The organism is Rhizobium sp. AP16 (genome assembly GCF_000281735.1).
GTDB lineage: Bacteria > Pseudomonadota > Alphaproteobacteria > Rhizobiales > Rhizobiaceae > Rhizobium > Rhizobium rhizogenes.
In genome coordinates, this window is the sequence record NZ_AJVM01000015.1 from 1 (window position 1) to 24278 (window position 24278).

Genomic DNA, 24278 nt, shown 5'->3' on the forward strand with positions numbered 1-24278 from the left:
GGCGGCGGCTGTCGTAGCCGCATTGGCGTGGAACTTCTGGCCTCACACAAGCTCGATGGAAGCAACAGCTCCGTCGTCTCAGACCACAACGACCCAGCCGCCAGCGACGACCCAGCCACCGGCAACGTCAACGCCGCCTGCGACGGCACCTGCTCAGCAGTAGAGAAAGCCCGCCAGCAATGGCGGCTTTTCCATCCGCAGGATCCCGGCCGCACTTTGAGGGAGCGCTTCGTTCCTTCAAGGTATGGCCGGCTTCTTGCGTGCATGTTCAATGAGTTGCGTTGCTATAAAAGTTAATGTGAAATTAAAGTAAAATATTCCTGGAAAACCGTGCTATGAAGGTTCTCACAGGAAACGGTTTCCGCTTTTGTGCGGAAGTGAAATCGTCTTCTTCCCTCTTGGCATGCAACGATACGTAAGAGCCGTCAGCGATGACGGCGGACGCCATCGTGATATTCGTGATGAAAGCCTTGCCCAACCGACCAGCAACTCAAACGGAGGATGCAGATAATGCCAGTCCATATCGCTCCAACCTTGAAAACCCGCAAGGGGTTCAGGTGCAAGATCAGTGAAAAGACCGACACGGTGTTTCGCGAGATCACCACAGGCAAAGTCCCTCAACGGCTTGAGAAGGCGGCACTTCTTAAAGCCCTGCGTATAGAGCGGGAACGGCCGACACGCCCGCAGCGCCCGCTTTGATGACCTCGTTGAGGTGGCCGCTGACGGTCGCTTGAAAGACTTGCTCTGCCAATTGAATGCTCTCATCAGAAGCCCGCTTCCGGCGGGTTTTCTTTTGCGCGAAACTTGGCTGTCCGGCCATCAAACGCGGCCGCATTTTTTGCCTTGCTCAGGTCGTTCTGTTTCACCGGTAAGAGCAACCGGACCGAACTCAAAGCTACAACATGTCGCCGAGGGTCCAATGGTTGTTCCATCGCACGTCGATCTCGTCATCGACATTCTGGTATCTGATGTCGGTGGAGAGGCGCAGTCGTTGTTCTCTATCCTGATTGGTCGTCGAGGCGTGGATCATGAACGGCGAGTGGAGCATGATGTCGCCTGCCTCATAATTTGCGGCGAGCCAGCGCGTGTTGAACCGCTCCGCCATGTCCGGCAAGTCCTTTGAAACCCAGCCGCCTTCCGTCATATTGCGATTGTAAGCGCTCACTTGTTCTTCGGGACTGAGATCCTTGTTGCGTTCGCTAAATTCGCGCTCCATCTTCAGGCCAATCGCGTGCGATCCTTCGAGATAAACCAGGCCGCCCATACCTATGGGAGTGTCGCCGATCGGAATCCATGCCGTTACCACCCGGCTCGTGCCCCCACGCAAGTAGACAAGATCATAATGCGCCGGCGTTGCGGTCGTTGTTCCCGGCCGGGTAAACCGCATGATCTTGCGTTTGTGCAGGTAGGAAATGCCCGACAGGAATTCATCCATAAAGTGAGCGATTCGAGGCTGCGCACAGAAGCCCTCATATGCCGTGGAGCGAACCAGGGACATGAGGCAGCGGTCCGCCGCGCTATATTCCCGCCCTGCTGCCGATGCGATCCCATGCCGAGGATCCGTGCCTTGCTCGATCAGGCCTGTTTTCGCCAGATGAGCAAAGACCCAGCCCCGGAATTCGATGACCTCGGTTCGCGGCAAGAAGCCCTTCAGCCATACGTAGCCGTTCTCCTCATAGAGGCGACGGATCGCCTCGACGCCTATATTCGGATCGGTGGGCGTCAAATAGCCGAACCGCTCCGCGGTCATCGACAGGGTCTTTCCGTTCGCGGTAAGGGAAAGCCTTTCTTCGTCTGGTTGCGTAATCTGTCTCGAAATTGACATTTCACTCGTCCGATGCTTGAGCTTGTTGTATCCAGAACCTAGCAAATGATGGCAATTACTCACATGGAGGAAAGCCATACTGGACTTTTCGCTCGTCATGAACTCAACGGAAGCAATCTATCGGTCCTCTCTTGCCGCCGCCGGTGGGCTGGCCGTCATCGGCAGCGGACGGCAGCATGTCACTCATGCGGTCAAATGCCGGAAGCTGCCGAGTTATGCCGTTGTTCTGGTGGAGCAGGGCCGGGGTTTTATCGAGACCGATGCCTGCGGTCGGCGGAGCGTCGAGGGGCCAGCCCTTTTCTGGCTGTTTCCAAACCGCCAGCATTCCTATGGTCCGGATGCCGACGGCTGGAGCGAGCGATGGGCGCTTTTCGAAGGCTCTTTCACGCGCGACTTCGTGCGGTTGCGGCTCTTCAGCGAACGCGATCCGGTCGTAGCACTTCGGAATCTCGACCCGATGCAGCGCCTCTTCCGCAATCTTCACGCCGATCTGCTGGACGATAAGAGCCTTGGAAGGGCATCCGCCGCGCTGGCTCTGCACCAGATCGTTGTTCTGGCGGCAAGGCAGGCAAGTCGTGCCACGCCTTTGCGCCACGATACGACCGATATCGCGGAGATCGTCGAAGCGCTGCGGAAAAGGACAATGCAGCCTCTGGATCTGGCCGCGTTCGCCGCCGAGCATGGGATGTCGACTGCCACACTACGCCGGAAATTTATCGAAGAAACCGGTCTGCCGCCAAAGGCGTTTCAGCTTCGGATGCGGGTGGATCACGCCAAGGAGCTCCTGGCGACAACGGCTGAAACGATCGAGATCATTGCCGCCGCAGTCGGAATCAAGGACCCCTTCTATTTTTCGAGGCTGTTCCACGAGCGTGAAGGCTGCACACCGAGCGAATTCCGGGCGCGGTATATGAGAGGCTGAGCGGTTGGGATGACTCGCCCAGTTCCTCTTTCATCGCCTATCGATATGGTCTCGAACGATGCCTGCCTTGCTGAAGGCAAAGAGTGGAAAACCTGGGTGAATTTGGTGAGAATTCTGGATGGTGGTGCCCCATGCCGGAGTCGAACCAGCACTTCTTTCGAAACTCGATTTTGAGTCGAGCGCGTCTACCAATTCCGCCAATGGGGCATCATGACGTAGCTCCACTAGATGGAGACAGGCATGAAGTCAAGGCGGGAAGATAAGGCGTGGCTCAATGAGCTCAGAAAGGAAATCTTAAGGGCAAACATGGTGTTTTGCTCCACATATCGTGAATGATCACTGCGCGGCTCTTACCGCATAACACAGCCCCGCATGAGGATTGGATAGCTGGGTCTTGTCAAGCACGATGAAGCCGGCCTCAAGCAGCGGAGCAATGAGGTCCATCTGGGTCAGTTCCTTGGACCACCATTTGTGCCATTCGATCACCATGGCATCAATAGAGCTGAAAAGCCCGTATTGTGCCAGCGTCTTGAAAATCCCGAACTCGGATCCCTCGCAATCCATCTTGATAACGAGGTCCATGCCGGCAGCCTTAGCGCGCTTGACCAGCGGGCTGATGACAGCGGCGGCTTCTCTGATATGGATCGTCTCGGGTTTTCCGGTATCGGCTCCCCTCACAGAGATGCCGATCGTCGCATCGGAGCGGACCATAACCTCCATTTGCTCGTCTTTTTCGCCCAGCCCGAATTGATTGGGCTTGATCTTGGCGGCGGTCTTCGGGTTCAGTGCGAAATTCTTCAGTGCCCTAGCATGGGGCAGGGAGAAAGGCTCGAATGCGTGCACTTCCCGCACCGTCGGATCCTTCGCCATAAACAGTGATGCCAGGCCGGCATTCATACCGATGTCGATGACGATCTTGTCGCGCCTGGTGATGAAATTGTATTCGTTATGAATGAAAATCTCGCTGAGAACCTGGAGATCTTCGGCATTGTAGACATGAAACCGGGTTCCAGAAAAATCGGCGATAATATCCTGCGCCGTGACTTGAAAGCTGAAGCCGTTCTTCTCGAAGTACTTGAACTTATCGATATGGGTTTTGTAGAATGGATTGGTCATCTCCGGCAGGGCGATTTCCAATACCTGGCCGCTTTGAAGGTCAATCTGCTTCAAGGGGCGATGGACATTCGCTGTAAACGCTCCGGCCCCGGTAGAAACGACTCGAAATTCGAAAACGTCCTCCACATCCGTATCGAACTGAAGGGTGATGGACTTATCGGCTTGCAGCAAATCAGCGCCGGTGAGGCGCTTTTGTGCCAGGAGCCGGACGCCGAAACCCCCAACGACATCGATATTGCAACAGACTGCTTCAGCCGGCACGGCCGGGTCGGCCTCGATGGGAAATTCAACGATATAGCGTCCCGGAGGAAGGGTCATATAGGGGCCATAAAGCACCCATCCTGCCTGCCCCTTCTTGACAGACACACGCTCATCCCCTTGCTTGTTCACAACCTGGCCAGTTTTGGAATAGAACAAAGTCAGCTTCCTTATTGACGAAAGTGGATGTCCCACAGATAGAAAAAGATACTGCCGGAACCTCCGAGCGCGTGTAAGATTGCTCTATAAGTCCATGTTTAACAAGAATAATTGTTGAGTTGCTACAATATTGCCGTGTTCTGTCCGGCTGAGGCGCAATATGTCTCCAACCATCTGCAAAGGTACGAGACAACGGAAATGATATCTGTTGAAACTCCTCATTTTTCGAAATGTCATCGGAGGCAGTACAATAAGGGTGCTTGTTCTATGATCGAGCCCGCATGTCGGGTGGGTGAGTTATTGCGAGTGTTCCGCAGGGTTGCGGCTCGGCCCATGGTGATGATTTGTCGCCATGGGCATTTCTTTGTTTGCCTCAGTGCGCCATCGCTGGAGCCCTATCCGTCGAGCCGGGCTTGCTGATGGTCAGTGCCAGGATCGCGGCGAGCACGCAGAAGGCGCCGGCGACGAAGAAGGCGGGGAGGTAGGTGTTGAGCTCTGTGCGGGTCAGGCCAGCGCCGAAGGCGGCGGTAGCGGCGCCCAGTTGGTGAGCGGCAAACACCCAGCCGAAGACGAGGCCGGCCTTTTCGCGGCCGAAGCGGTCGGCGGCGATCTTGACGGTTGGCGGCACCGTGGCGATCCAGTCTAGGCCGTAGAAGACGGCGAAGATCGACAGGCCGTAGAAGGTGAAGTTGCTGAAGGGCAGATAGACCAGCGACAGGCCGCGCAGGCCGTAATACCAGAAGAGCAGCCAGCGATTGTCAAAGCGGTCGGAGAGCCAGCCGGAGCCGATGGTGCCGAAGAAATCGAAGATGCCCATGACGGCCAGCACGCTGGCGGCGGCCACCGGCACGATGCCGAAATCACCGCAGAGCGTGACGAAATGCGTCTGGATCAGGCCATTGGTGGAGAGGCCGCAGATGAAGAAGGTGGCGGCGAGGATCCAGAAGGTCGAGCTTGCCGACGCTTCCTTCAGGATGACGATCGGTGAGGCGAGCGCCGCCTTCAGGCTCTTGGTGGCGGGCGGCGGTGGCGTGACGTGGATCTCACCGACGAGCGGCAGGTTGATGTCCGACGGGCGGTCGCGCATCAAGAGCAACACGATCAGGGCTGCGACGACGATCATGCCGCAGACGAAGATCACGGTGGTGCGCCAGCCATAGCGCGTCGTCAGCTCGGCCATCAGCGGCAGGAAAACGAGCTGGCCGGTGGCGGAGCTTGCCGAGAGCATGCCGATGACGAGGCCGCGATGCTTGGTGAACCAGCGCGTCGAGACCGTGGCGGCGAGCACCATGGCGGTCAGCCCGGTGCCGAAGCCGACGATGATGCCCCAGCAGAGCAGCAACTGCCAGACTTGCGTCATGAACAGCGAGCCGATGAAGCCGACGCTGATGGTGGCGAGCGCAAAGACGATGACCTTGCGGACGCCGAAATAATTCATGAAGGCGGCGGCGAAGGGACCCATCAGGCCGAACAGCACGAGGCGGACGGCGAGTGCGGAGGAAATGGACGACGTGCTCCAGCCGAACTCGTCTTCCAGCGGCTTGATAAGCACGCCGGGCGCGCCCATGGCACCGGCGGTGACGAGCATGGTGAGGAAGGTGGCGCCGACGACGACCCATCCGTAATGGATGTTGCGGCGGGCCAGCGTCGAGGCGAGGACTGTGGAGACCATGGGATGCGTTCCAGTGGGGTTTCGTGTTTCGGCGTTCAAGATTGGGAAAGGTCGGCGGCTGCCAGCCTGAAAAGAGTCGGTGATGTCATATTCGCTCGTATCGCAATGCCCTTCTCTCGGCTTGAACGATTGTGCAAAGGCATTTAGATGATCATGATCATATTTGTTGCATATTCATGATGGCCATCATATAAATTGTCAATCAAGAATTATTGAAGCTCTGATGGAGTTTTTTGATGAGAGTGAGCCGCGAAAAATTTGCCGAGAACCGTGAGAAGATCCTTGCCGTCGCGGGCGATCTTTTTCGCGAAAAGGGTTTTGACGGTATTGGCGTCGCCGACATCATGAAGGCGGCCGGGCTGACGCATGGCGGCTTCTACGGTCATTTCGAATCCAAGGATGAGCTCGCCTGCGAGGCTAGCAAGGCGCTGGTGTCGCGCTCGCTGGAGCGCTGGAAGCATGTGGTCGACGGTGCGCCGGACGAGCCGCTGGAAGCGCTGCTCGCGCATTATCTTTCGCATCGCAATGTCGTGGAGCATGCGACCGGCTGCGTCTTCGCGGCGCTGACACAGGAGGTCAGCCGTCACGGCCCAAAAATGCAGTCGACCTTTACCGGCGGCCTGATGGGCATGGCGGCGATCCTCGAGGAGATCACACCCGGCGAAACGCAGGAGGAGCGCCGCCGCAAGGCGCTTGTCAGCCTTTCCGCCATGGTCGGCGCCGTCATCCTGGCGCGCGCTATGGACAATCCCGAGCTATCGCAGGAATTCCTGGCCGCCACCCGGCAGGAGCTGACGCCCGCGCCGGAGAGCGGCAAGGAATGACAACGGTTTAGTCGCGGAAGGCGAGGAGCCCGTTGGCTTCGACGATTTCCGTAAACTTGCCGTCGGGAGCGACCTCCAGCAATTCCACCCGGAGTGCGGCCTCGAAATCCGCCAGCTTGTCGCCAAGCGCTTGCGGCGAGGTGGAGGACATCGAGAAGACGCGCCCGACGATGTCTTCGATATCGCGTACATATTCCCTGACGATGCCGATGCGCTCGAGGTTGCGGAAGGGCGAGGCGAGCAGCATGGCTTCATGCGGTGCCCAGGTCTTGCCCTTGCGCAACAGGCGCTCCTCGTGCCGCTCCGGCGAAAAAGTTTCCGCCAGCTTTTCGACGATACCGCGCCAATCCGGGCTCCCCAGTATCGTCTTGTCATGGAACAGCACGACCGCGCCATCGGGCTCGATCAGTTGGTCGAGGGCCGCAAGCGTGGCCGGGCGATCCATCCAGTGGAAGGAGCGGCCCATGATGCAGAGGTGCAGCTTGCCGATATCCGGCCCGAGATCATAGGAAGACCCTTGGCGGACGGTGATCCCGACGCCGGCTTCCTTCGCGCCGGCTTCGGCGGCGGCAAGCATTTCCGGCTCCGGGTCCATGGCGGTGACAGTGGCACCCTCAAGCCGCGCAAAGGCAATGCCGAGCTGGCCGGGACCGCAGCCGAGATCAAGCACATGGTCGCCGGCCTTCAGGCCGCTGCGCTCGGCAACGCGGGCGATCAAGGTGTCCGGATAGGGAATGCGATAGCGCAGGTAATAGGCCGCGGTGGATTGGAAACGCCGCGCTTCGAAGGGCATGGTGGTCATGGGTGGATCCTCGGGGGTAGGGAGCCTTACCCTGTTATGACTCAACTGTGACCGAGGCGTGAAATAACGTTTGCGCGATTTGCCGCGGGCTCAATTGGATTCGGAGATTGGAATTGCCCCTCACCCCAACCCTCTCCTCGCATTAGTGGGGTGAGGGGCCAGGCACGTCGTTGCCGCAACGGCAGACGCGCCTGGCCAGCTCCAAAATCCTTACTTGAACCCGGCAACGCCGTGCGGGACGTAAGGCGATTCCAGTGCCTCAATTTCTTCCGGCGTCAATTTGACGGCCAGCGAGGCGACGGCGTCAGTGATGTGGCCGGGCTTAGAGGCGCCAATGATCGGGGCAGTAACCGCGTTTTTTTGCAGGATCCAGGCGGTGGCGACCTGGGCGCGGGCAACGCCGCGGGCTTTGGCGATCACGCCGACGGCCTCGACCACCTTGCGGTCGGATTCGAGCGCCTGGGTGTAGAGTGTTTTGCCGAATTCGTCGCTTTCCGTGCGCGCCGTTGCCTCGTCCCAGTCGCGGGTGAGGCGGCCGCGGGCCAGCGGGCTCCAGGGGATGACGGCGATCTTCTGGTCCTCGCAGAAGGGCAGCATTTCGCGCTCTTCCTCGCGATAGAGCAGGTTCAGGTGGTCCTGCATGCTGGCGAATTCGGTCCAGCCATTGAGGCGCGAGGTGTAGATCGCCTTGGCGAACTGCCAGGCATACATCGAGGAGGCGCCGATATAGCGGGCCTTGCCGGCCTTGACGACGTCGTGCAGCGCTTCCAGCGTTTCCTCGATCGGCGTCGTGTAGTCCCAGCGGTGGATCTGGTAGAGGTCCACATAGTCGGTGCCGAGGCGGCGCAGGCTGTTGTCGATCTCATCGAAGATCGCCTTGCGCGACAGGCCGGCGCCGTTCGGGCCGGGACGCATGCGATTGAACACCTTCGTGGCGAGTACGATGTCTTCGCGGCGGGAAAAGTCCTTGATGGCGCGGCCGACGATCTCTTCCGACGAGCCGTTGGAATAGGTGTTCGCGGTGTCGAGGAAATTGATGCCGGCCTCGATCGCCTGCCGGAGCAGCGGGCGGCTCTCCTCTTCCTTCAGCGACCAGGCATGCGTGCCCTTGTTGGGGTCGCCATAGGTCATGCAGCCCAGGCAGATGCGGGACACTTCAAGACCGGTTTTGCCAAACTTCACGTATTCCATCGATCGTCTCCATCCTGTTCTGGATATCCGATAGGCAGGCGCTCCGCCGTCGCAATGGGGCAGAGTGGATGTACCATCATAATCAGACTAGCGGAGCAAAGCTCCACCGATTAGCTCAATAATTCGCGATAGGCTTTGAAGCAGCACTAAACAAAGATGGCGCAGTTTGTGGGGATTGCCATACTGGGGCATTCAAACGCAGGCACTGGTTGTGTAACGATGGCGGTTCGAGCAGCCGGAGAGCTTCCATGCGTTTCATTCGATTCTTCCGGGACCGCCGCCCGCTTGCGGCCGGGATCATCGGCCTGGTCCTTGGGCCAGCCATGGTCATGGCCTATCTCGGCAAGGGGCGTCTGGCCGTCGCCTATCTCCTGCTCTCCAATCTGGCGGTGTTTTTCGCAGTCTTCGCGCTGCCGCAATTGACCCTGATGGCGGCTGCTGCGGTAGCGGCGGGGTGCTTCCATCTGCTTGGCTGCATTCACGGCTATTTGCTGGCGCCAAGAGGAATGGTCGATTGGCACTATCGCTGGTTCTCCCGCTGGTACAATATCTTCCTGTTTTTCTGGCTGCTGCCGATCGTCGTTGCGCTCCTCATCCGCTCCTTCGTCGCCCAGCCTTTTACGATCCCCTCCGGTTCGATGATGCCGACGCTGACGCCGGGTGATTATGCCTTCGTGACAAAATTCAACTACGGTTATGGCCGTTATTCCTTTCCGTACCGGGCCGACTGGATTCCGCTGAAAATGTTCGGCGCGAAGCCCGAGCGGGGTGACGTCGTCCTTTTTGCCTATCCTCCGGCGCCGGAGGTCGACTACGTGAAGCGCGTCATCGGATTGCCCGGGGATCACGTCCAGATGAAGGGTGGAATCCTTTTCATCAACGGGCAGGCCGTGCCGCGCGATGCCGAGGGCACGATCACATCGACTTACAGCATGGAGCCGGGCGAGCTTCCCGTCTTCGGCGAGGTTCTGGACAATGGGATCCGCTATCGGACGCTCGATCTCTCGTCGAATTCCCGAGCAGACAATACCGGCGAATACATCGTGCCTGAGGGGCATTATTTCGTCATGGGCGACAATCGCGACAATTCCAACGATAGCCGCTTCGATGTCGGCTTCGTGCCGGAGGCGAATATTTATGGCAAGTTCTGGCTATTGTTTCACCGCGATGGGACGAAAACCGGCTGGTCGCTTGTGCGCTAGGTTTGGTGGCCGCGTTCGGTGGAGGTTGGGCTATCCCAATTGTTTTCTTGAATAGCCCGCTTGGGAAGTGTTAGCTGCGCTGCAACATTTTTCCGGAATTCCGCATGAAACTGCCCCCACGCGACACCTATGAGGCCTTATACCGTGATTTTCGCTGGGAGATTCCGGCGAAATTCAATATCGGGCGTGCGGTTTGCGACGAGTGGGCCGAGCGAGAGCCGGATCGGATCTGCCTCGAACATTTCAGCCCGGATGGCCGCCATCTCAGCCTGAGCTATGGCGTGCTGCGGGATCGGTCCGCCGCCTTCGCCAATGCTTTGACGGCGCTCGGTGTTGAGCGGGGCGATCGGGTGGCGCTGCTCCTGCCGCAAAGTTTCGAAACAGTTGTCGCGCATGTCGCGATCTACAAGATGGGCGCCATCGCCCTGCCGCTGGCGCTGCTCTTCGGTGCGGAAGCGCTGGAATATCGGCTGAAGGTTTCGGGTGCCTCGGTCATCGTCACCAATCGGTTCGGTCTCGAACGGCTGCGGCCGATCCGCGACCGCCTGCCGGAACTGACCCAGGTGATCAGCATCGACGGCGGCGAGGATGGGGTGGCCGGTTTTGCCGATCTTGTCGCGGGGCATCCGCCGCTCTTCAAGGTCGCCGACACCGGCCCGGACGATCCGGCGCTGATGATCTTCACCTCCGGTACGACGGGGCCGCCGAAGGGTGCGCTGCATGGCCACCGTGTCCTGCCGGGGCATATTCCGGGCATGCAATTCGCGCATGAGGGCTTTCCGCGGCCAAGCGACAAGCTCTGGACGCCGTCGGATTGGGCCTGGGCGGGCGGTTTGCTCAACGCGCTGCTGCCGAGCCTAATGCTCGGCGTGCCGGTCGTTTCGTCGCCGGCGCAGAAATTCGACGCACATACGGCCTTCCGCATCATGGCCGAGATGGGCGTGCGCAACGCCTTCATTCCGCCGACGGCGCTGCGGCTGCTGAAGTCGATCGACAATCCCCGCGCACTCTATGATCTCAAGCTGCGTACTATCGGTTCTGCCGGCGAGGCGCTCGGGCGAGAGACCTATGAATGGGCGCGATCCTCCCTCGGCGTGACCGTCAACGAATTCTTCGGCCAGACCGAGTGCAATTTCGTTCTGTCCTCCGGCGCCGCTTTCGGCGTCAGCCGTGGCGGGGCGACGGGCAAGCCGGTGCCCGGCCATCGCGTGGCGATCGTCGATGCCGAGGGCAGGGAGGTGTCGGTGGGCGAGAGCGGGCAGATCGCCATAAAGCGGCCCGATCCGGTGATGTTCCTCGGCTATTGGCAGGACGAAAAGGCGACGGCGGCGAAATTCGCCGGCGACTGGATGCTGACCGGCGATCTCGGCCGGCAGGATGCGGAGGGCTATATCTCCTTCATCGGCCGCGACGACGATGTCATCACTTCGTCGGGCTATCGCATTGGCCCCAGCGAGATCGAGGATTGCCTCGGCGGTCATCCGGCCGTGCAACTGGCGGCGGCAGTCGGCAAGCCGGATGCCGTGCGTACCGAGATCGTCAAGGCCTATGTGGTGCTGGTGCCGGGCCATGCACCGAGCGAAGCGCTGGCCGTTGAAATTCGCGACTGGGTGAAGACCCGGCTCTCCATGCATGAATATCCGCGCGAGATCGAATTTGTCGACGAACTGCCGCTGACGACCTCCGGCAAGGTGATCCGCCGATTGCTGCGCGACCGCGCCGCCGCCGTTGATACGAGGCATTGAGGCATTCCATGTGCCTTCATGATGGCGTGGTGCTCCGGGTGTAGAGCCGCCCCGCCATTGTGCAATCTCTTTCGGACGGATTGTCCATGATCATGGACAGACCTTCCATAAACTAGCTATTTCGTTTCCAATCTCAATCGCTAGTTATGCCTTGTTCCCGAAAGGGACAGCCTATTCGAACGTCAAGATTCCGACCGGGAGAGATGAAGCATGGCAATCGATCCGCAAAAAGTCCTGCGCCTGAATTTGCCCCAATGGCAGGGCGGCGACAGGCCCGATTATGGCATTGGCGCGCGTGTTCTCGCTGCGATTGCTCCGGAAGCGCTTGGGCCGGAAGAAACGGTTGCGGTTCCCGGAACCCGTGACGGTATACGGCCGGTCGAGCATGGCATCGTCTCTCGCCAACTGCTTCTGGATCTGCTTGCCGCGGCGAGGTCGGCAATCGACCGGCATGGGCCTGATGCCATTGTCACCCTTGGCGGCGACTGCCTCGTGGATCTCGCGCCGATCGCCTATCTCAGCGAGCGATACGGGGATGATCTGGCGGTCCTGTGGGTGGATGCTCATCCCGATGTCATGGGAGCGCGGCAGTTCCAAAACGCCCATGCGCATGTTCTTGCTATGCTGATGGGAATAGGCGACCCCGACTTTGTGGCTGCCGTTCCGAAGCCGGTGCAAGCGAGGCAAATTCTCTATGTCGGTCTGACCGAAACCACGCCATTCGAAACGGATTTCATCTCGGAGCATGGGCTGGCGCGCCTTGGCCCGGAAGATATGTCCGGCTCGACAGAGCGCGTGATGGAATGGCTGCGCGCCTTGGGCGCGAAGAAGGTGGCGGTGCATTTCGATCTGGATGTGCTTGACCCCACGCTTTACGACTTCCTTCTCTTCCGGGACCCCAACGCAGCACCAAATGCCTTCGACGGTGTTGCGAGGGGGCGGATGCGCTTCGAGGAGGTAGCGAATATTCTCAGAGCGGTGGATGCCGAGGCGGATATCGTCGGATTGGCGATCACTGAATATATGCCATGGAGTGTGATTGAACTTTCGAAGTCGCTGCGGACGCTCCCGCTTCTCGGCAAGCGGTGAAAGGGGTGCGCGGCCGGGGTTGTGAGGCTCCGCCTGTTCCTGGGTCCTAGCGCTTCGTCAGGGACAATATCTTCTGGCGCAGCAGCTTCGCCATGTTGCGGGTGCTGCGATACATGTGCAGCTGCGCCGCCACTTGCCGCACATCGCGGTCGCCGTTCTGGGTCAGGCCGATGATCAGCGTGCCCATGTCCTCGCGCTCCTGCCAGAAGCGGCTCATGACGGGATGGTCTGGTGCCGCGCAGGAATCGGAGCGGACGATGTTGGCGTCGTCGAGATGCCATTCCGTCAATTCGCCCAGCAACAGCTTGCCCGGCGAATAGCGAGCATAGTCCTCGTTATAGGCGGTCTTCCAGGTATAGGCTTCGCCGCCCATCATCAGCACGATCATCGAGGCGATTGCCCGGCCGTTGAGGTCGATGGTGTGAATACGCACGGCGTCGACGGCGGCAAGATTGGAAACGGCTTCGCGGGCAAAGGCCGCGTGGTGACGGTCGGTCACCAGCGCGCTGCGCTTCTTGCCCTTCCAGCCGCTCGCCTCCAGCGCCAGGAATTCCTCCATGCGCTGATGGATATCGCGCGGCTGGCGGGCGACGGAGTAGACCACTTCGCCATGGCTTTCCAGCAGGCGCCATTGCCGGCGCATCTCGCGCAGATGCGCGTTCGAGATCGTCCGCTTGAGATAGGCGAGCGCATCGTCGCTGCTGTGGAGCATCGGTCGCCGATAGGGGTTGGCGACGGTGAGCGGCAGGTTGCGGCCGATGGCGACGGCCTTTGCCATCTGCGCGAAACGGCCGTTCAGGCGGATATCGGGCAGCACCAGCATCGTCGGTAGTTGCAGCTCGCGCTGGATCAGCGCCTCAAAGAGATTATCGAGCGTTTCGCCAGCCTCCTCGGCATCCACCAGCGGCGTGCCGAGCGGGCCGAAGGAATTCGCCCAGACGCGGATGATCGACGGGCCGATGGCGAAACCCGGCTTGTCGACGGTAAAGGGCATCAGCAGGCGCATCCGGCTGCGGGCGCCGCTCTGGTCGCGCATCAGCGCGAGGCGGATGTGCCGGTCCTCGAGGCGGGGCATGGCCGGCGCCAGGAAACGGCCGGAGAAGAAGACGTTCGGCTCCATCGCGCGGTTGGAAAGGAAATCCAGCTCGTCCTGCAGCTCATAGCCGAGCTTGCCGGGATAGAGGCAGAGTTCGCGGCCGGTCCGGCCGACCTCGACGCGGGCCTCCGCCTTGGGCGGCTCGAAATGCAGCGCCGCGAGCGTATGCGTGAGCGCATTCACTTGGCTGTCGGTGCTTTGGGTGAAGGGAGCGCGCGCCATGGTCAGAGTGCCCCGCTGGTTGCTGGTGTCATCGGTCTGCGGATGAGGGCGAAAAGCACGATGCCGAGCGCCCGGCGCACGGCAATGTGCAGCAGCACGGCCTCGACCGCCATGGCGCTCGCCGTGGCGATGGCCGCACCTTCGATCCCGAAATGCGGAATGAGCAGGAGGTTGAGGCCGATACTGGCGACGAGCGCGACAGCATAGAGATAGACGCAAAGCATCTGCCGGTCCGCCATCATCAACAGTATCTCGGCCGGTCCGACCAATGCCCTCACGAGAACGCCGGCAAGCAGAATGGCGATGACCACCTGTCCCTCGGTAAAGGCTGCGCCGAACAGCGAGAGCAGGAATTGCCCGGCGGCCAGCACGACAAGGCCGACGGCCAGCGCAGGAAAGAAGGTCCAGCGCGTGGCCTCGGTCGCGTAGGTTGCGAGCTTGGTCCGGTCGTTCTCGGCGATGATGGCGGCAAAGCGCGGGCCGATGGCGGCCTTGACGGCGAAATAAACGAAATGCACCAGCGCCATGATCTTGGCGGCGGCGAAATAGACGGCGACCTCGCCGGGGTCGAGGAAGATACCGACCACGACGACATCGGAATTGGTCAGCAGGTAGCCGACGCCTTCGACCAGGAAGACCGGGAAGGCGACGGCGAGCCAGGCGTTGAACTCGATGGTTTTCGGGCCGTTCGGATAGTGACGGCGCAGGCGGAAGGTGACCGCGAGATACTGGCAGAGGACGGTCACGAATGCGGCTGCAAGCGCTGCCATCATGGCGGTGACCGCATCATGCGCGGCGCCGGCGAGGATTGCGGCTAGCATAAAGAGCAGGATCAGCGTCGGGCGGATGAGGAAGGTCGGGCTCAGGGCCATGACCGGCCAATGATTGGCGCGCGCCGTGCCGTCCAGCACGTCGCCGAGCGCGATCATCGGCACGGCGATGAGGCCGAGGAAGATCGGCATCACATAGTAGCTTTCCATCATGCCGTTGAAGGCATGGAGCGCCGCCATGCCGACCAGCGCCAGTCCGCCGGCAACGGAGAGCACGAAGAGGCGCGCGGTGCGGTTCAGGCCGCGAATGGCGTCGTGATTGCCGCTGGCGTCATATTGCGGCAGGAAACGGATGATGGCGGTCGGGAAGCCGAGGCAGGCGAGATTGCCGAAAAGGATCATCAACACCCAGACGAAGACGAAGATGCCGTACTCAAATCGGCCCATCATGCGGGCAAGTGCGATCTGCGAGACGAAGGCGAGGGCGGCACCGGCGATGCGGATGGCGAAGGCGATAAGCGCCATGCGTTGGGAGACGGATTTTTCGTCCGTGCCGGTAAGAAGAGGGGTGAGTTTGCGCAAATATGGCGACAGCACGATCCGCAGCCCGGACGGCAGCATTCTCTCAGCTGTTTGAAAGACCGTCATGATCGTTACGCAATACTTTAAATATGAGCCCAACCTCGCGATAGCTTTGGCAGAGGAGGGTTAAGAATCGGTTCTTATCGCGGGTTAAAATGACATGGTGAGCGGTGTGGTTGTTTACCAAACGCCATTTGGAGGGAGCAGCGATCGGCAGCCACCTCTATTGGTACCCGCGCAAGAATCGGGTGGTCCGTGGTGGGCGCAGCGCACAGAGTCCATGGATCACCAGTGGAGGATCCACATGCTCACGCTTTACGATTATCTGCCGTCACAGAACGGCTGGAAGGCCAGGGTCCTGTTTGGGCTGCTGAACATTCCATACCAGAGCCGCTTGGTGTCGATTTTCGAGGGTGAGGGTCGGACGGATGCCTTTCTCGATCTTAACCCGGCAGGCGGCATTCCCGTTCTTGAACTGGAGGATGGGCGGCCGATCGCTGAATCAAACGCGATCCTTGCCTATCTCGCCGAAGGCACGCCATTTTTCCCGGCGGAGCGCTATCAACGCGCCAAGGTCATGCAGTGGCTGTTCTTCGAGCAATATCATGTCGAGCCGGTCATCGGTACGCTGCGCTTCTGGACGTTGACGGGACGGCTCGAGCTAAATCAGGCCATGGTCGCCGCCAAACGCGCAGCCGGAGCCCGTGCTCTCGCCGCGCTGGAGCGTGGCCTTGCAGATACGCCGTTTCTTGTCGGCAATGAGTTTACGATCGCGGATATTGCGGTCTACGCCTATGGCCACCGAGCAGAGGATTGCGGCTTCACTCTCACCGATTATCCGGCGCTTACCGGCTGGTTTGATCGCGTGCGGGGGATCATCGGTTCCGGCTATCCAATCTATCCATATAGCGACGATCCGCATTCCGCTGTCTGAGTACGCTGGGTTTGCTTGCGAACCGGCACCACGTCGAAGCCGCTAGATTGGGTCATTCTCCGATCGTTGCATAGGCAAAATGCCGCCCGGAGGCGGCATTTTATCGATCGATAGATGGCAATGTCGCTGCAGTTGGTGCTGCGGACATCGCGTCATTGTGCGGTTTTCTGGGGCGCAACCTTGTCCGATACGAGCTGGCCGCCCTTGGCCCAGTGTTCGCGAGAAATCTCGCTGATCAGCACATCCACACTGTCCGTCGGGCAGGCAAGCGTTTCAGCGGTAATCTGAGTGACTTTGCGGACGAAATCACGCTTTTGCTCGAGCGTTCGGCCGGGATGCATTTCGAGGTGAATTGTTGGCATTGGAGAGCTCCTGTTTCACTGCCTTCTCGCATTGAGATGGCTGAGGCAAGGGAACTATGACCGCTGGCTTGCCTGCGATAAACGTGCTCTATGTTTATTCATTTAGAACCTCTGGGTTTATAATATGGATAAATTATCCGGCATGGCCATGTTCGTGCGGGTGGTCGAGCACGGCAGCTTTAGCGCCGCGGCCGACGCTGCCGGAGTGTCGCCGACCATGGCGGGCAAGCAAATTCGGGCAATAGAGGCAAGCTTGGGAGCTCGCCTGCTGCACCGGACCACCCGGCGGCAGCAGCTAAGCGAAATCGGTCGGCTGTATTACGAGCGCTGCAAGCAAGTGTTGGCCGACGTGCAGCTGGCTGATGCAAGCGCGAGCGAATTGCAAGCCGAGCCTCGCGGTCTCCTGCGTATCGCCTCCCCCGTCACGTTCGGAAGTCATCGCCTGATGCCGGCACTGTCCGACTATCTCGCCATATACCCAGCCGTGAGCGTCGACGTCATGCTGGACAACGGGGTGCCGGACCTGTCGCGGGAAGGGTGTGAACTTGCAATCAGGATAGGCAGTGTCACAGAGGTTGATCTGGTGGCACGTCCTCTCCAGCCATATCGAAGAATAATGGCCGCCTCCGCGTCCTATCTGGAGCGGCGGGGTACGCCGGTACATCCCAAGGATCTCTCCGCGCATGACTGTCTCGGCCTCTCCTATTGGCGCCGCCGGGACCAGTGGTACTTGTTCGGCCCGGATGGCGAGTGGCGGTCGGACGTGAGCGGGCGATTGTCCGCCGACAATGGTGATGCGCTGCGCGTGGCAGCCTTGAATGGCGCGGGTATTGTTCTTCAGCCGGAAGTCATGCTTGCTGATGATCTCGCCCGGGGCCGCCTTGTGCAGGTTCTGCCCGAATGGACGCCCGTCGCCTCGCCGATGTACCTGCTATATACCGTGGATCGTCGGCCTACCGCGAAACTGCGCAGCATGATCGATTTCCTGCTGAAACGCTTTGGCGCATCTGATGAATAGCGATCCCGCTGCATGTCGCTCGGGAGTTTCGGGCGAACAACGCCAGTCTGCATTGCGCACAAAAAATGCCGCCCTGAAGGCGGCATTTTGATTGTTGCTGAGAGATTGCGAAGCCTCAAACCACTTCGTTGTTCTCGAATGCTCCGTGGCAATGCTTGTACTTCTTGCCGGAGCCGCAGGGGCAGGCCTCGTTGCGGCCGATGCGGCCCCAGGTCGTCGGGTTTTGCGGGTCGCGGTTTTCCGGAGAGACCACGGTCTCGTTGATCATGCCGAGCGGCGCGAATTCGTCTTGGCCGGTGGTGGCGTCGATATGGCTTCCGTGCATCGCGGGGGGCTGCGGCTCGGCCGGCTGCTGCACCAGCTCGACACGCGAAAGCTGCGCGGTGACGGCCTGGCGCAGGTTGTTCAACAGGGCCTGGAAAAGCTCGAAGGCTTCGGCCTTGTATTCCTGCAACGGGTCGCGCTGAGCGTAGCCACGGAAGCCGATGACGGAGCGCAGGTGATCGAGGTTGACGATGTGCTCGCGCCAGAGATTGTCCAGCGTCTGCAACACGATGGAGCGCTCGACATAGGTCATGATCTCGGGGCCGAAGCGCTCGGCCTTTTCGGCGGCGGCCTTTTCTGCAACTTCCGTCAGGCGAGCGCGGATGTCGTCCTCGGCAATGCCTTCTTCCTTGACCCAATCGTGAATCGGCAGGTCCAGGTCGAAGAAATTGGCAACGGCGGTCTTCAGGCCGTCGGCATCCCACTGCTCGGCATAGGCGCGTTCGGGAATGTGCTTGGAAACCAGATCCTCGATGACGTCGTGACGCATGTCGCCGACGGTCTCGGTGAGATCGGTCGCATCCATCAGCTCGACGCGCTGCTCGAAGATGACCTTGCGCTGATCGTTCAGCACGTCGTCATACTTCAGAACGTTCTTGCGGATGTCGAAGTTGCGAGCTTCGACCTTTTTCTGGGCGCGTTCCAGGGCTTTGTTGATCCAGGGATGGACGATGGCTTCGCCTTCCTTGAGGCCCAGCTTCTGCAGCATTCCGTCCATGCGGTCGGAGCCGAAGATACGCATCAGATCGTCCTGGAGCGACAGGTAGAATTTCGAGCGGCCGGGGTCGCCCTGACGGCCGGAACGACCGCGCAGCTGGTTGTCGATGCGGCGGCTTTCATGGCGTTCGCTGGCGATGACGTAGAGACCGCCGGCAGCGATCGACCGCTGCTTGAGCACTTGGATTTCCTCGGCGATCCTGGCGATCGCTGCGTCGCGCTCAGGGCCAGGCTCCACCTCATGCAGGTCGCGTTCGACGCGCATTTCGAGGTTGCCGCCGAGCTGGATGTCGGTGCCGCGGCCGGCCATGTTGGTGGCGATCGTCACGGCGCCGGGAACACCGGCCTGGGCGACGATATAGGCTTCCTGCTCATGGTAGCGGGCGTTCAGGACCTGGAAGTTGGTGAAGCCCTGCTTGCGCATCAGCTCAGCGAGAAGTTCCGACTTTTCGATCGAGGTGGTACCGACGAGCACCGGCTGGTCGCGCTTATGCGCCTCCAGGATCTCGGCGATGATCGCCTTGAACTTCTCTTCATGCGTACGATAGACCTCGTCGTCCTCGTCGATACGCTGGATCGGCAGGTTGGTCGGCACCTCGATGACGTCGAGGCCGTAGATGTTGCCGAATTCTTCGGCTTCCGTCGATGCCGTGCCGGTCATGCCGGCAAGCTTGTCGTACATGCGGAAGTAGTTCTGGAAGGTGATCTGCGCCAGCGTCTGGTTTTCCGGCTGGATCTGTACCCGTTCCTTGGCTTCCAGCGCCTGGTGCTGGCCGTCCGAATAGCGGCGGCCCGGCATCATGCGGCCGGTGAATTCGTCGATGATGACGACCTCGTCGTTGCGGACGATATAGTCCTTGTCGCGCTGGAACAGCTTGTGGGCCTTGAGCGCATTATTGATGTGGTGGACGATCGCGACGTTTTCGACGTCGTAGAGCGATTCACCCTTCAAGAGGCCTGCCTCGCGCAGCATGGTTTCCAGCTTCTCGGTGCCGTCTTCGGAGAAGTTGGCCGAGCGCTGTTTTTCGTCGATCTCGTAGTCTTCCTTCGACAGGCGCGGAATGAAGGCGTCGATGGTGATGTAGAGATCGGAGCGGTCGTCGAGCGGGCCGGAGATGATCAGCGGCGTGCGCGCTTCGTCGACCAGGATCGAGTCCACTTCGTCGACGATCGCGAAATTGTGACCGCGCTGCACCATCTGGCCGCGGTCGTACTTCATGTTGTCGCGCAGGTAGTCGAAGCCGAGTTCGTTGTTGGTGGCGTAGGTGATGTCGCAGGCATAGGCGTCGCGGCGCTCGTCATCAGACAGACCGTGGACGATGACGCCGGTACGCATGCCAAGGAAGCCATAGAGGCGGCCCATGGTGGCGCTGTCGCGCTGCGCCAGGTAATCGTTGACCGTGACGACATGCACACCCTTGCCGGCAAGCGCGTTCAGATAGACCGGCAGGGTTCCGACCAGCGTCTTGCCTTCACCGGTCTTCATCTCGGCGATGGCGTTGGAATGCAGGATCATGCCGCCGATGAGCTGTACGTCAAAAGGTCGCATGCCGAGGACGCGCCGCGAGGCTTCGCGCGCCACGGCGAAGGCCGGAACGAGGATGTCGTCGAGCGTCTTGCCGTCCGCGAGCTGCTGGCGGAACTCAACCGTCTTGGCGGCCAGGGCTTCGTCAGACAAGGCACGCATCTGCTCTTCGAGCGCGTTGATCGCAACGACATTCGGTTGGAACGACTTGACCCGGCGGTCGTTGGACGAGCCAAACAACTTGCGGGCAATTCCACCTAGGCTGACCATGTGACTGGTCCTTTCTGAGATTTCATCCTGTCGTTTTCTGCTTCATCCATCTCCGAAAAAAACGGGAGTTCAGCACAAAACGCCCGGAAACTGTTCTGGACGCGAGGTTGCGTGACAGATAAGAGGGGGGTCGATTGATGTCAACGGGAATTGGCCGATACAGAAAGGCCACATTCTCCTGCTGAAGGCTTTTTTCCTGCCGGATTCACAGCTTCGAGCCGGTCGAGACCACCGAAAGGTTATTTTATGTTGAACTACAATAAACTTGCCGCGGTTGCTTTCGCAACATTTGTTACCTTGCATGCGCCGGTTTTTGCCGATGATGCGAAGGATCCGGTTGTCGCCAAGGTCGGCGATGTCGAAATCCATCAGTCCGAACTCGATCTCGCGATCGCCAACCTCGACCCGCAGCTCGGCCAGCTTCCTGACGACCAGAAAAAGGTCGCCGCCCTTTCGGCTTCGATCGACGTGAAGCTGCTCGCCAAGGACGCCGCTGCCGAAAAGCTCGACCAGACGCCGGACTTCCAGTCGCATATGGCCTATCTGCGCGACCGCGAACTGCACAATGCCTATTTCAAGGCCCATGTCGCCGACGGCATCACCGACGATGAAGTCAAGGCTCGCTACGACAAGGAAGTCGCTGCCCTGCCGAAGCAGGAAGAAGTCCATGCCCGCCATATCCTGGTGAAGACCGAGGACGAAGCCAAGGCAATCATCAAGGAACTCGACGCCGGCAAGGATTTCGCCACGCTCGCCAAGGAAAAGTCCACCGACCCGAACAAGGCCGACGGTGGCGATCTGGGCTATTTCGCCCATGGCCGCATGGTCAAGGAATTCGAAGACGCAGCCTTCGCGCTGCCAGTCGGCACTTACACAAAGACCCCGGTCAAGAGCGATTTCGGCTGGCACGTCATCAAGGTCGAAGACAAGCGCGTTGCTCCGCCACCGCCGTTCGACCAGGTCAAGGACCAGGTTCGTCAGCTCGTCATGCGCGACAAGTATCTTGAACTCCTGAACAAGGCCAAGCAGAACACCAAGGTCGCGATCAGCGATCCGGCGCTCAGCAAGGCCTATGAAGATGCGCAGAAGCAGCAGGATGCAGCACCGGCGGACGACGCCATTGCGCCTGACGCCCAGCCGCAGCAGTAAGCAGTCGCAGTCACAACCATCTGGGCCCGGTTTTTCCGGGCCCTTCATTATCAGGTGGCCTCATGTCCGGTTCCGTCTCTCCGCTTGCTCCCAAATCCTTCGTTGCCATGCCGGCTTTGCGCGGCGTACGCATGATCACGGCGTCTGCCGGGATCAAGTACAAGAACCGGACCGATGTCCTGCTCATGGTGTTCGATAAGCCGGCCGCCGTCGCCGGTGTCTTCACCCGCTCGAAGTGCCCCTCGGCTCCGGTCGATTTCTGCCGGTCGAACCTTTCGCATGGCATCGCCCGCGCCGTCGTCGTCAATTCCGGCAATGCCAATGCCTTTACCGGCCTCAAGGGTCGCCAGGCGACCGAGCTGACCGCCAAGTCGGCTGCCGCTGCAGTCGGCTGCGGTGAGAACGAAGTTTACCTCGCCTCGACCGGCGTCATCGGCGAGCCGCTCGACGCGACCAAGTTCGCCGGCGTGCTCGGCACCATGGCGAAGGATGCCACGAACGATTTCTGGTTCGAGGCCGCCAAGGCGATCATGACCACGGATACCTATCCGAAGGTTGCCACCCGCAGCGCCGAGATCGGCGGCGTCAAGGTCACCATCAATGGCATCGCCAAGGGCGCCGGCATGATCGCGCCCGACATGGCGACAATGCTGTCCTTCGTCGTCACCGATGCCGATATTTCCGCTTCCGCCCTGCAGGCTCTGCTCTCTGACGGCGTCGGCCCGAGCTTCAATTCGATGACGATCGACAGCGACACGTCGACCTCGGACACGCTGATGTTGTTTGCCACCGGTGCTGCGGCTGCCGATGGCCAGGCACATATCGAGCGCGCTGATGATCCGAAGCTTGCTGGCTTCCGCGCAGCGCTGAACGAGCTCCTCAAGGATCTCGCCATCCAGGTCGTCCGCGACGGTGAGGGCGCCACCAAGATGCTGGAGATCACGGTCACCGGCGCCGAGAGTGATGCTAGTGCCAAGCGTATCGCGCTATCGATCGCCAATTCTCCGCTGGTCAAGACCGCGGCCGCCGGCGAGGACGCCAATTGGGGCCGCGTCGTCATGGCTGTCGGCAAGGCCGGCGAACTGGCCGACCGCGACAAGCTTGCCATCTGGTTCGGCGATGTCCGCGTCGCCGTCAACGGCGAACGCGATGCTACCTATTCCGAGGAAGCCGCTTCCAACGTAATGAAGCAGCAGGATATTCCCGTGAAAGTCGACCTTGGTATAGGCAATGGCCGGGCAACGGTCTGGACCTGCGACCTCACCAAGGAATATGTTGCCATCAATGGCGACTACCGGAGCTGATATTGAACTGATGCATGCGCTGTCCACGATGAACAAACTGCCTTTGGTGCGCAGGCTCGAAGCTGTTGGCTTCCGGGCCTGGCCTGCTTCGTCCGTGCAGTATGACGGTAGCTGGCAGGTGCGGCTGACGGCGGGCCATCCGTCGAAGCGGCTGAATTGCGTCGTGCCGCTCGATCCTTCCGATCATCGCGATCTGGAGATCCGGCTGACGAAGGCGCAGCGCAAGTTCGAAGCCTATGGCCGGCTGATGGTCGTGCGCGAAACGCCGCTGGCCTCGCCGATGCTGATCGAGCTGTTGCAGAGCAAGGGCTGGATACGGTTCGACGAGACCATCGTCATGATCGCCGATCTCGTTGATCTCGAATTGCCGGATGCGCTGGACCATCTGCCGAGCCATGATGTCGGCCGCTATGTCGACGCCAGCCTGCTGGTCGATCGCGCCGATCCTGCGCTCAAGCCTGCCCTGGCGGAAGTGGTGAGCGGCATCAAGCCGCCATCGGGTCTTTTCGTCATCGAGAATGACGATGCCGGGCCGGTGGCGACGACGCTTTGCGTGCAGGACAACGATCTTGCCGGTATCCTGTCGGTGTCGGTTTCGGCCGAACATCGGCGCAAGGGATTGGGTGTCGAAATCCTGACGTCGGCGCTGCGCTGGGCGCGCATGCGCAGTGCCCGCACCGCCTGGCTTCAGGTCGGAGCAACTAACGATCCGGCGCTGGCGCTTTATGCCCGTTTCGGTTTCCGCGAAGCCTATCGTTATTGTTACTGGCGGTCCCCGGGGGAAGCATGAGCGACGCAGGCCGCAAGATCATTCTCGTCGCCGCCTGCGCGCTGATCGACACCGATGGCCGTATTCTTCTGGCGCAACGGCCGGAAGGAAAATCGCTGGCCGGCCTCTGGGAGTTTCCCGGCGGCAAGGTGGAGCCCGGCGAGACGCCGGAGGAGACGCTGGTGCGCGAGCTTGAGGAAGAGCTCGGCATCCAGACGAAGATCGCCTGCCTCGCGCCGCTGACCTTTGCCAGCCATACCTACGAGACCTTCCACCTGCTGATGCCGCTTTACATATGCCGGCGTTACGAGGGCATTCCGCATGGCCGCGAAGGCCAGGCGATCAAATGGGTGCGGCCGCTGGCCCTGCGCGGCTATCCGATGCCGCCGGCCGACGAGCCGCTGATCCCGTTCCTGCAGGATCTGCTCTAG

22 protein-coding genes and 1 tRNA gene are annotated in these 24278 nt (G+C 60.3%); 13 read left to right on the top strand and 10 right to left on the bottom strand.

Features of this window, described 5'->3' with window-relative positions:
• Positions 1-297, top strand: a 297-nt coding sequence (locus PMI03_RS08765; RefSeq protein ID WP_039973704.1) for a hypothetical protein, incomplete at its 5' end; no start/stop codon positions are given.
• 134 nt (positions 298-431) lie between these two features.
• Positions 432-572, top strand: coding sequence for a hypothetical protein (locus PMI03_RS31580; RefSeq protein WP_174052529.1), 141 nt, complete (start codon positions 432-434; stop codon positions 570-572).
• A 323-nt stretch (positions 573-895) separates the two neighbouring features.
• Here the strand turns inward: PMI03_RS31580 and PMI03_RS08775 are convergent, their stop codons facing one another.
• Positions 896-1825, bottom strand: coding sequence for a phytanoyl-CoA dioxygenase family protein (locus PMI03_RS08775; protein WP_007692089.1), 930 nt, complete (start codon positions 1823-1825; stop codon positions 896-898).
• Positions 1826-1922: 97 nt separating this feature from the next.
• Between PMI03_RS08775 and PMI03_RS08780 the strand changes: the two genes are divergently transcribed.
• Positions 1923-2747: an AraC family transcriptional regulator gene (locus PMI03_RS08780; RefSeq protein WP_007692090.1), complete on the top strand. Its 825-nt coding sequence runs from the start codon at positions 1923-1925 to the stop codon at positions 2745-2747.
• A gap of 122 nt (positions 2748-2869) precedes the next feature.
• Here the strand turns inward: PMI03_RS08780 and PMI03_RS08785 are convergent.
• The 3 genes from PMI03_RS08785 to PMI03_RS08795 all read right to left on the bottom strand — a co-directional run bounded on the left by PMI03_RS08785 (position 2870) and on the right by PMI03_RS08795 (position 5952).
• Positions 2870-2954, bottom strand: a tRNA-Leu gene (locus PMI03_RS08785).
• 129 nt (positions 2955-3083) lie between these two features.
• Positions 3084-4280: an FkbM family methyltransferase gene (locus PMI03_RS08790; protein ID WP_007692091.1), complete on the bottom strand. Its 1197-nt coding sequence runs from the start codon at positions 4278-4280 to the stop codon at positions 3084-3086.
• 373 nt (positions 4281-4653) lie between these two features.
• Entirely contained in the window at positions 4654-5952 is a 1299-nt protein-coding gene (locus tag PMI03_RS08795; RefSeq protein ID WP_007692092.1) for an MFS transporter, read from the bottom strand.
• Positions 5953-6188: 236 nt separating this feature from the next.
• Here PMI03_RS08795 and PMI03_RS08800 point away from each other — a divergent pair, with 236 nt between their 5' ends.
• Positions 6189-6776 (top strand): TetR/AcrR family transcriptional regulator, encoded by a 588-nt coding sequence (locus PMI03_RS08800; RefSeq protein WP_007692093.1) that lies wholly within the window; start codon positions 6189-6191, stop codon positions 6774-6776.
• Positions 6777-6783: 7 nt separating this feature from the next.
• Here the strand turns inward: PMI03_RS08800 and PMI03_RS08805 are convergent, their stop codons facing one another.
• Entirely contained in the window at positions 6784-7578 is a 795-nt protein-coding gene (locus PMI03_RS08805) for a class I SAM-dependent methyltransferase (RefSeq protein ID WP_007692094.1), read from the bottom strand.
• Positions 7579-7788: 210 nt separating this feature from the next.
• Entirely contained in the window at positions 7789-8769 is a 981-nt protein-coding gene (locus tag PMI03_RS08810) for an aldo/keto reductase (protein WP_007692095.1), read from the bottom strand.
• 248 nt (positions 8770-9017) lie between these two features.
• Here PMI03_RS08810 and lepB point away from each other — a divergent pair, with 248 nt between their 5' ends.
• The 3 genes from lepB (at position 9018) to PMI03_RS08825 (ending at position 12805) form a co-directional block, all read left to right on the top strand.
• The gene (lepB, locus tag PMI03_RS08815; RefSeq protein ID WP_007692096.1) at positions 9018-9971 is read left to right on the top strand and encodes a signal peptidase I; all 954 of its coding nucleotides are present in this window, start codon (positions 9018-9020) and stop codon (positions 9969-9971) included.
• A gap of 104 nt (positions 9972-10075) precedes the next feature.
• The gene (locus tag PMI03_RS08820; RefSeq protein ID WP_007692098.1) at positions 10076-11716 is read left to right on the top strand and encodes an AMP-binding protein; all 1641 of its coding nucleotides are present in this window, start codon (positions 10076-10078) and stop codon (positions 11714-11716) included.
• Positions 11717-11926: 210 nt separating this feature from the next.
• Positions 11927-12805 (top strand): arginase family protein, encoded by an 879-nt coding sequence (locus PMI03_RS08825; protein WP_007692101.1) that lies wholly within the window; start codon positions 11927-11929, stop codon positions 12803-12805.
• Between the two features lie 46 nt (positions 12806-12851).
• Here the strand turns inward: PMI03_RS08825 and PMI03_RS08830 are convergent, their stop codons facing one another.
• Positions 12852-14123 carry a GNAT family N-acetyltransferase gene (locus PMI03_RS08830; protein WP_007692102.1) on the bottom strand — a complete coding sequence of 424 codons (1272 nt, stop codon included), beginning with the start codon at positions 14121-14123 and terminating at the stop codon, positions 12852-12854.
• A gap of 2 nt (positions 14124-14125) precedes the next feature.
• Positions 14126-15541 carry a lipopolysaccharide biosynthesis protein gene (locus tag PMI03_RS08835; RefSeq protein ID WP_007692103.1) on the bottom strand — a complete coding sequence of 472 codons (1416 nt, stop codon included), beginning with the start codon at positions 15539-15541 and terminating at the stop codon, positions 14126-14128.
• A gap of 238 nt (positions 15542-15779) precedes the next feature.
• Between PMI03_RS08835 and PMI03_RS08840 the strand changes: the two genes are divergently transcribed.
• Positions 15780-16409 carry a glutathione S-transferase family protein gene (locus PMI03_RS08840; protein ID WP_007692104.1) on the top strand — a complete coding sequence of 210 codons (630 nt, stop codon included), beginning with the start codon at positions 15780-15782 and terminating at the stop codon, positions 16407-16409.
• Between the two features lie 152 nt (positions 16410-16561).
• Here PMI03_RS08840 and PMI03_RS08845 read toward each other — a convergent pair whose 3' ends face one another.
• Positions 16562-16771, bottom strand: a complete 210-nt coding sequence (locus tag PMI03_RS08845; protein WP_007692105.1) for a 4-oxalocrotonate tautomerase — start codon at positions 16769-16771, stop codon at positions 16562-16564.
• A 124-nt stretch (positions 16772-16895) separates the two neighbouring features.
• Between PMI03_RS08845 and PMI03_RS08850 the strand changes: the two genes are divergently transcribed.
• Positions 16896-17789 carry a LysR family transcriptional regulator gene (locus PMI03_RS08850; RefSeq protein WP_007692106.1) on the top strand — a complete coding sequence of 298 codons (894 nt, stop codon included), beginning with the start codon at positions 16896-16898 and terminating at the stop codon, positions 17787-17789.
• A 115-nt stretch (positions 17790-17904) separates the two neighbouring features.
• Here the strand turns inward: PMI03_RS08850 and secA are convergent, their stop codons facing one another.
• Positions 17905-20625 carry a preprotein translocase subunit SecA gene (gene secA / locus PMI03_RS08855; RefSeq protein WP_007692107.1) on the bottom strand — a complete coding sequence of 907 codons (2721 nt, stop codon included), beginning with the start codon at positions 20623-20625 and terminating at the stop codon, positions 17905-17907.
• Positions 20626-20871: 246 nt separating this feature from the next.
• Between secA and PMI03_RS08860 the strand changes: the two genes are divergently transcribed.
• The 4 genes from PMI03_RS08860 (at position 20872) to mutT (ending at position 24278) form a co-directional block, all read left to right on the top strand.
• Positions 20872-21774, top strand: a complete 903-nt coding sequence (locus PMI03_RS08860; RefSeq protein WP_007692108.1) for a peptidylprolyl isomerase — start codon at positions 20872-20874, stop codon at positions 21772-21774.
• A 62-nt stretch (positions 21775-21836) separates the two neighbouring features.
• Positions 21837-23078 carry a bifunctional glutamate N-acetyltransferase/amino-acid acetyltransferase ArgJ gene (gene argJ, locus PMI03_RS08865; protein WP_007692110.1) on the top strand — a complete coding sequence of 414 codons (1242 nt, stop codon included), beginning with the start codon at positions 21837-21839 and terminating at the stop codon, positions 23076-23078.
• On the top strand, positions 23059-23868 hold the full coding sequence (locus PMI03_RS08870) for a GNAT family N-acetyltransferase (protein ID WP_034521504.1): 810 nt from the start codon (positions 23059-23061) through the stop codon (positions 23866-23868). Before argJ ends, PMI03_RS08870 begins: the two co-directional genes overlap by 20 nt.
• Positions 23865-24278: an 8-oxo-dGTP diphosphatase MutT gene (gene mutT, locus PMI03_RS08875; protein WP_007692114.1), complete on the top strand. Its 414-nt coding sequence runs from the start codon at positions 23865-23867 to the stop codon at positions 24276-24278. Before PMI03_RS08870 ends, mutT begins: the two co-directional genes overlap by 4 nt.

Coding starts and splice junctions, on each gene's coding strand:
- PMI03_RS31580 (WP_174052529.1), top strand. CDS start 432: ATGACGGCGGACGCCATCGTGATATTCGTGATGAAAGCCTTGCCCAAC.
- PMI03_RS08775 (WP_007692089.1), bottom strand. CDS start 1,825: ATGTCAATTTCGAGACAGATTACGCAACCAGACGAAGAAAGGCTTTCC.
- PMI03_RS08780 (WP_007692090.1), top strand. CDS start 1,923: ATGAACTCAACGGAAGCAATCTATCGGTCCTCTCTTGCCGCCGCCGGT.
- PMI03_RS08795 (WP_007692092.1), bottom strand. CDS start 5,952: ATGGTCTCCACAGTCCTCGCCTCGACGCTGGCCCGCCGCAACATCCAT.
- PMI03_RS08800 (WP_007692093.1), top strand. CDS start 6,189: ATGAGAGTGAGCCGCGAAAAATTTGCCGAGAACCGTGAGAAGATCCTT.
- PMI03_RS08805 (WP_007692094.1), bottom strand. CDS start 7,578: ATGACCACCATGCCCTTCGAAGCGCGGCGTTTCCAATCCACCGCGGCC.
- PMI03_RS08810 (WP_007692095.1), bottom strand. CDS start 8,769: ATGGAATACGTGAAGTTTGGCAAAACCGGTCTTGAAGTGTCCCGCATC.
- lepB (WP_007692096.1), top strand. CDS start 9,018: ATGCGTTTCATTCGATTCTTCCGGGACCGCCGCCCGCTTGCGGCCGGG.
- PMI03_RS08820 (WP_007692098.1), top strand. CDS start 10,076: ATGAAACTGCCCCCACGCGACACCTATGAGGCCTTATACCGTGATTTT.
- PMI03_RS08825 (WP_007692101.1), top strand. CDS start 11,927: ATGGCAATCGATCCGCAAAAAGTCCTGCGCCTGAATTTGCCCCAATGG.
- PMI03_RS08830 (WP_007692102.1), bottom strand. CDS start 14,123: ATGGCGCGCGCTCCCTTCACCCAAAGCACCGACAGCCAAGTGAATGCG.
- PMI03_RS08835 (WP_007692103.1), bottom strand. CDS start 15,541: ATGACGGTCTTTCAAACAGCTGAGAGAATGCTGCCGTCCGGGCTGCGG.
- PMI03_RS08840 (WP_007692104.1), top strand. CDS start 15,780: ATGCTCACGCTTTACGATTATCTGCCGTCACAGAACGGCTGGAAGGCC.
- PMI03_RS08845 (WP_007692105.1), bottom strand. CDS start 16,771: ATGCCAACAATTCACCTCGAAATGCATCCCGGCCGAACGCTCGAGCAA.
- PMI03_RS08850 (WP_007692106.1), top strand. CDS start 16,896: ATGGATAAATTATCCGGCATGGCCATGTTCGTGCGGGTGGTCGAGCAC.
- secA (WP_007692107.1), bottom strand. CDS start 20,625: ATGGTCAGCCTAGGTGGAATTGCCCGCAAGTTGTTTGGCTCGTCCAAC.
- PMI03_RS08860 (WP_007692108.1), top strand. CDS start 20,872: ATGTTGAACTACAATAAACTTGCCGCGGTTGCTTTCGCAACATTTGTT.
- argJ (WP_007692110.1), top strand. CDS start 21,837: ATGTCCGGTTCCGTCTCTCCGCTTGCTCCCAAATCCTTCGTTGCCATG.
- PMI03_RS08870 (WP_034521504.1), top strand. CDS start 23,059: ATGGCGACTACCGGAGCTGATATTGAACTGATGCATGCGCTGTCCACG.
- mutT (WP_007692114.1), top strand. CDS start 23,865: ATGAGCGACGCAGGCCGCAAGATCATTCTCGTCGCCGCCTGCGCGCTG.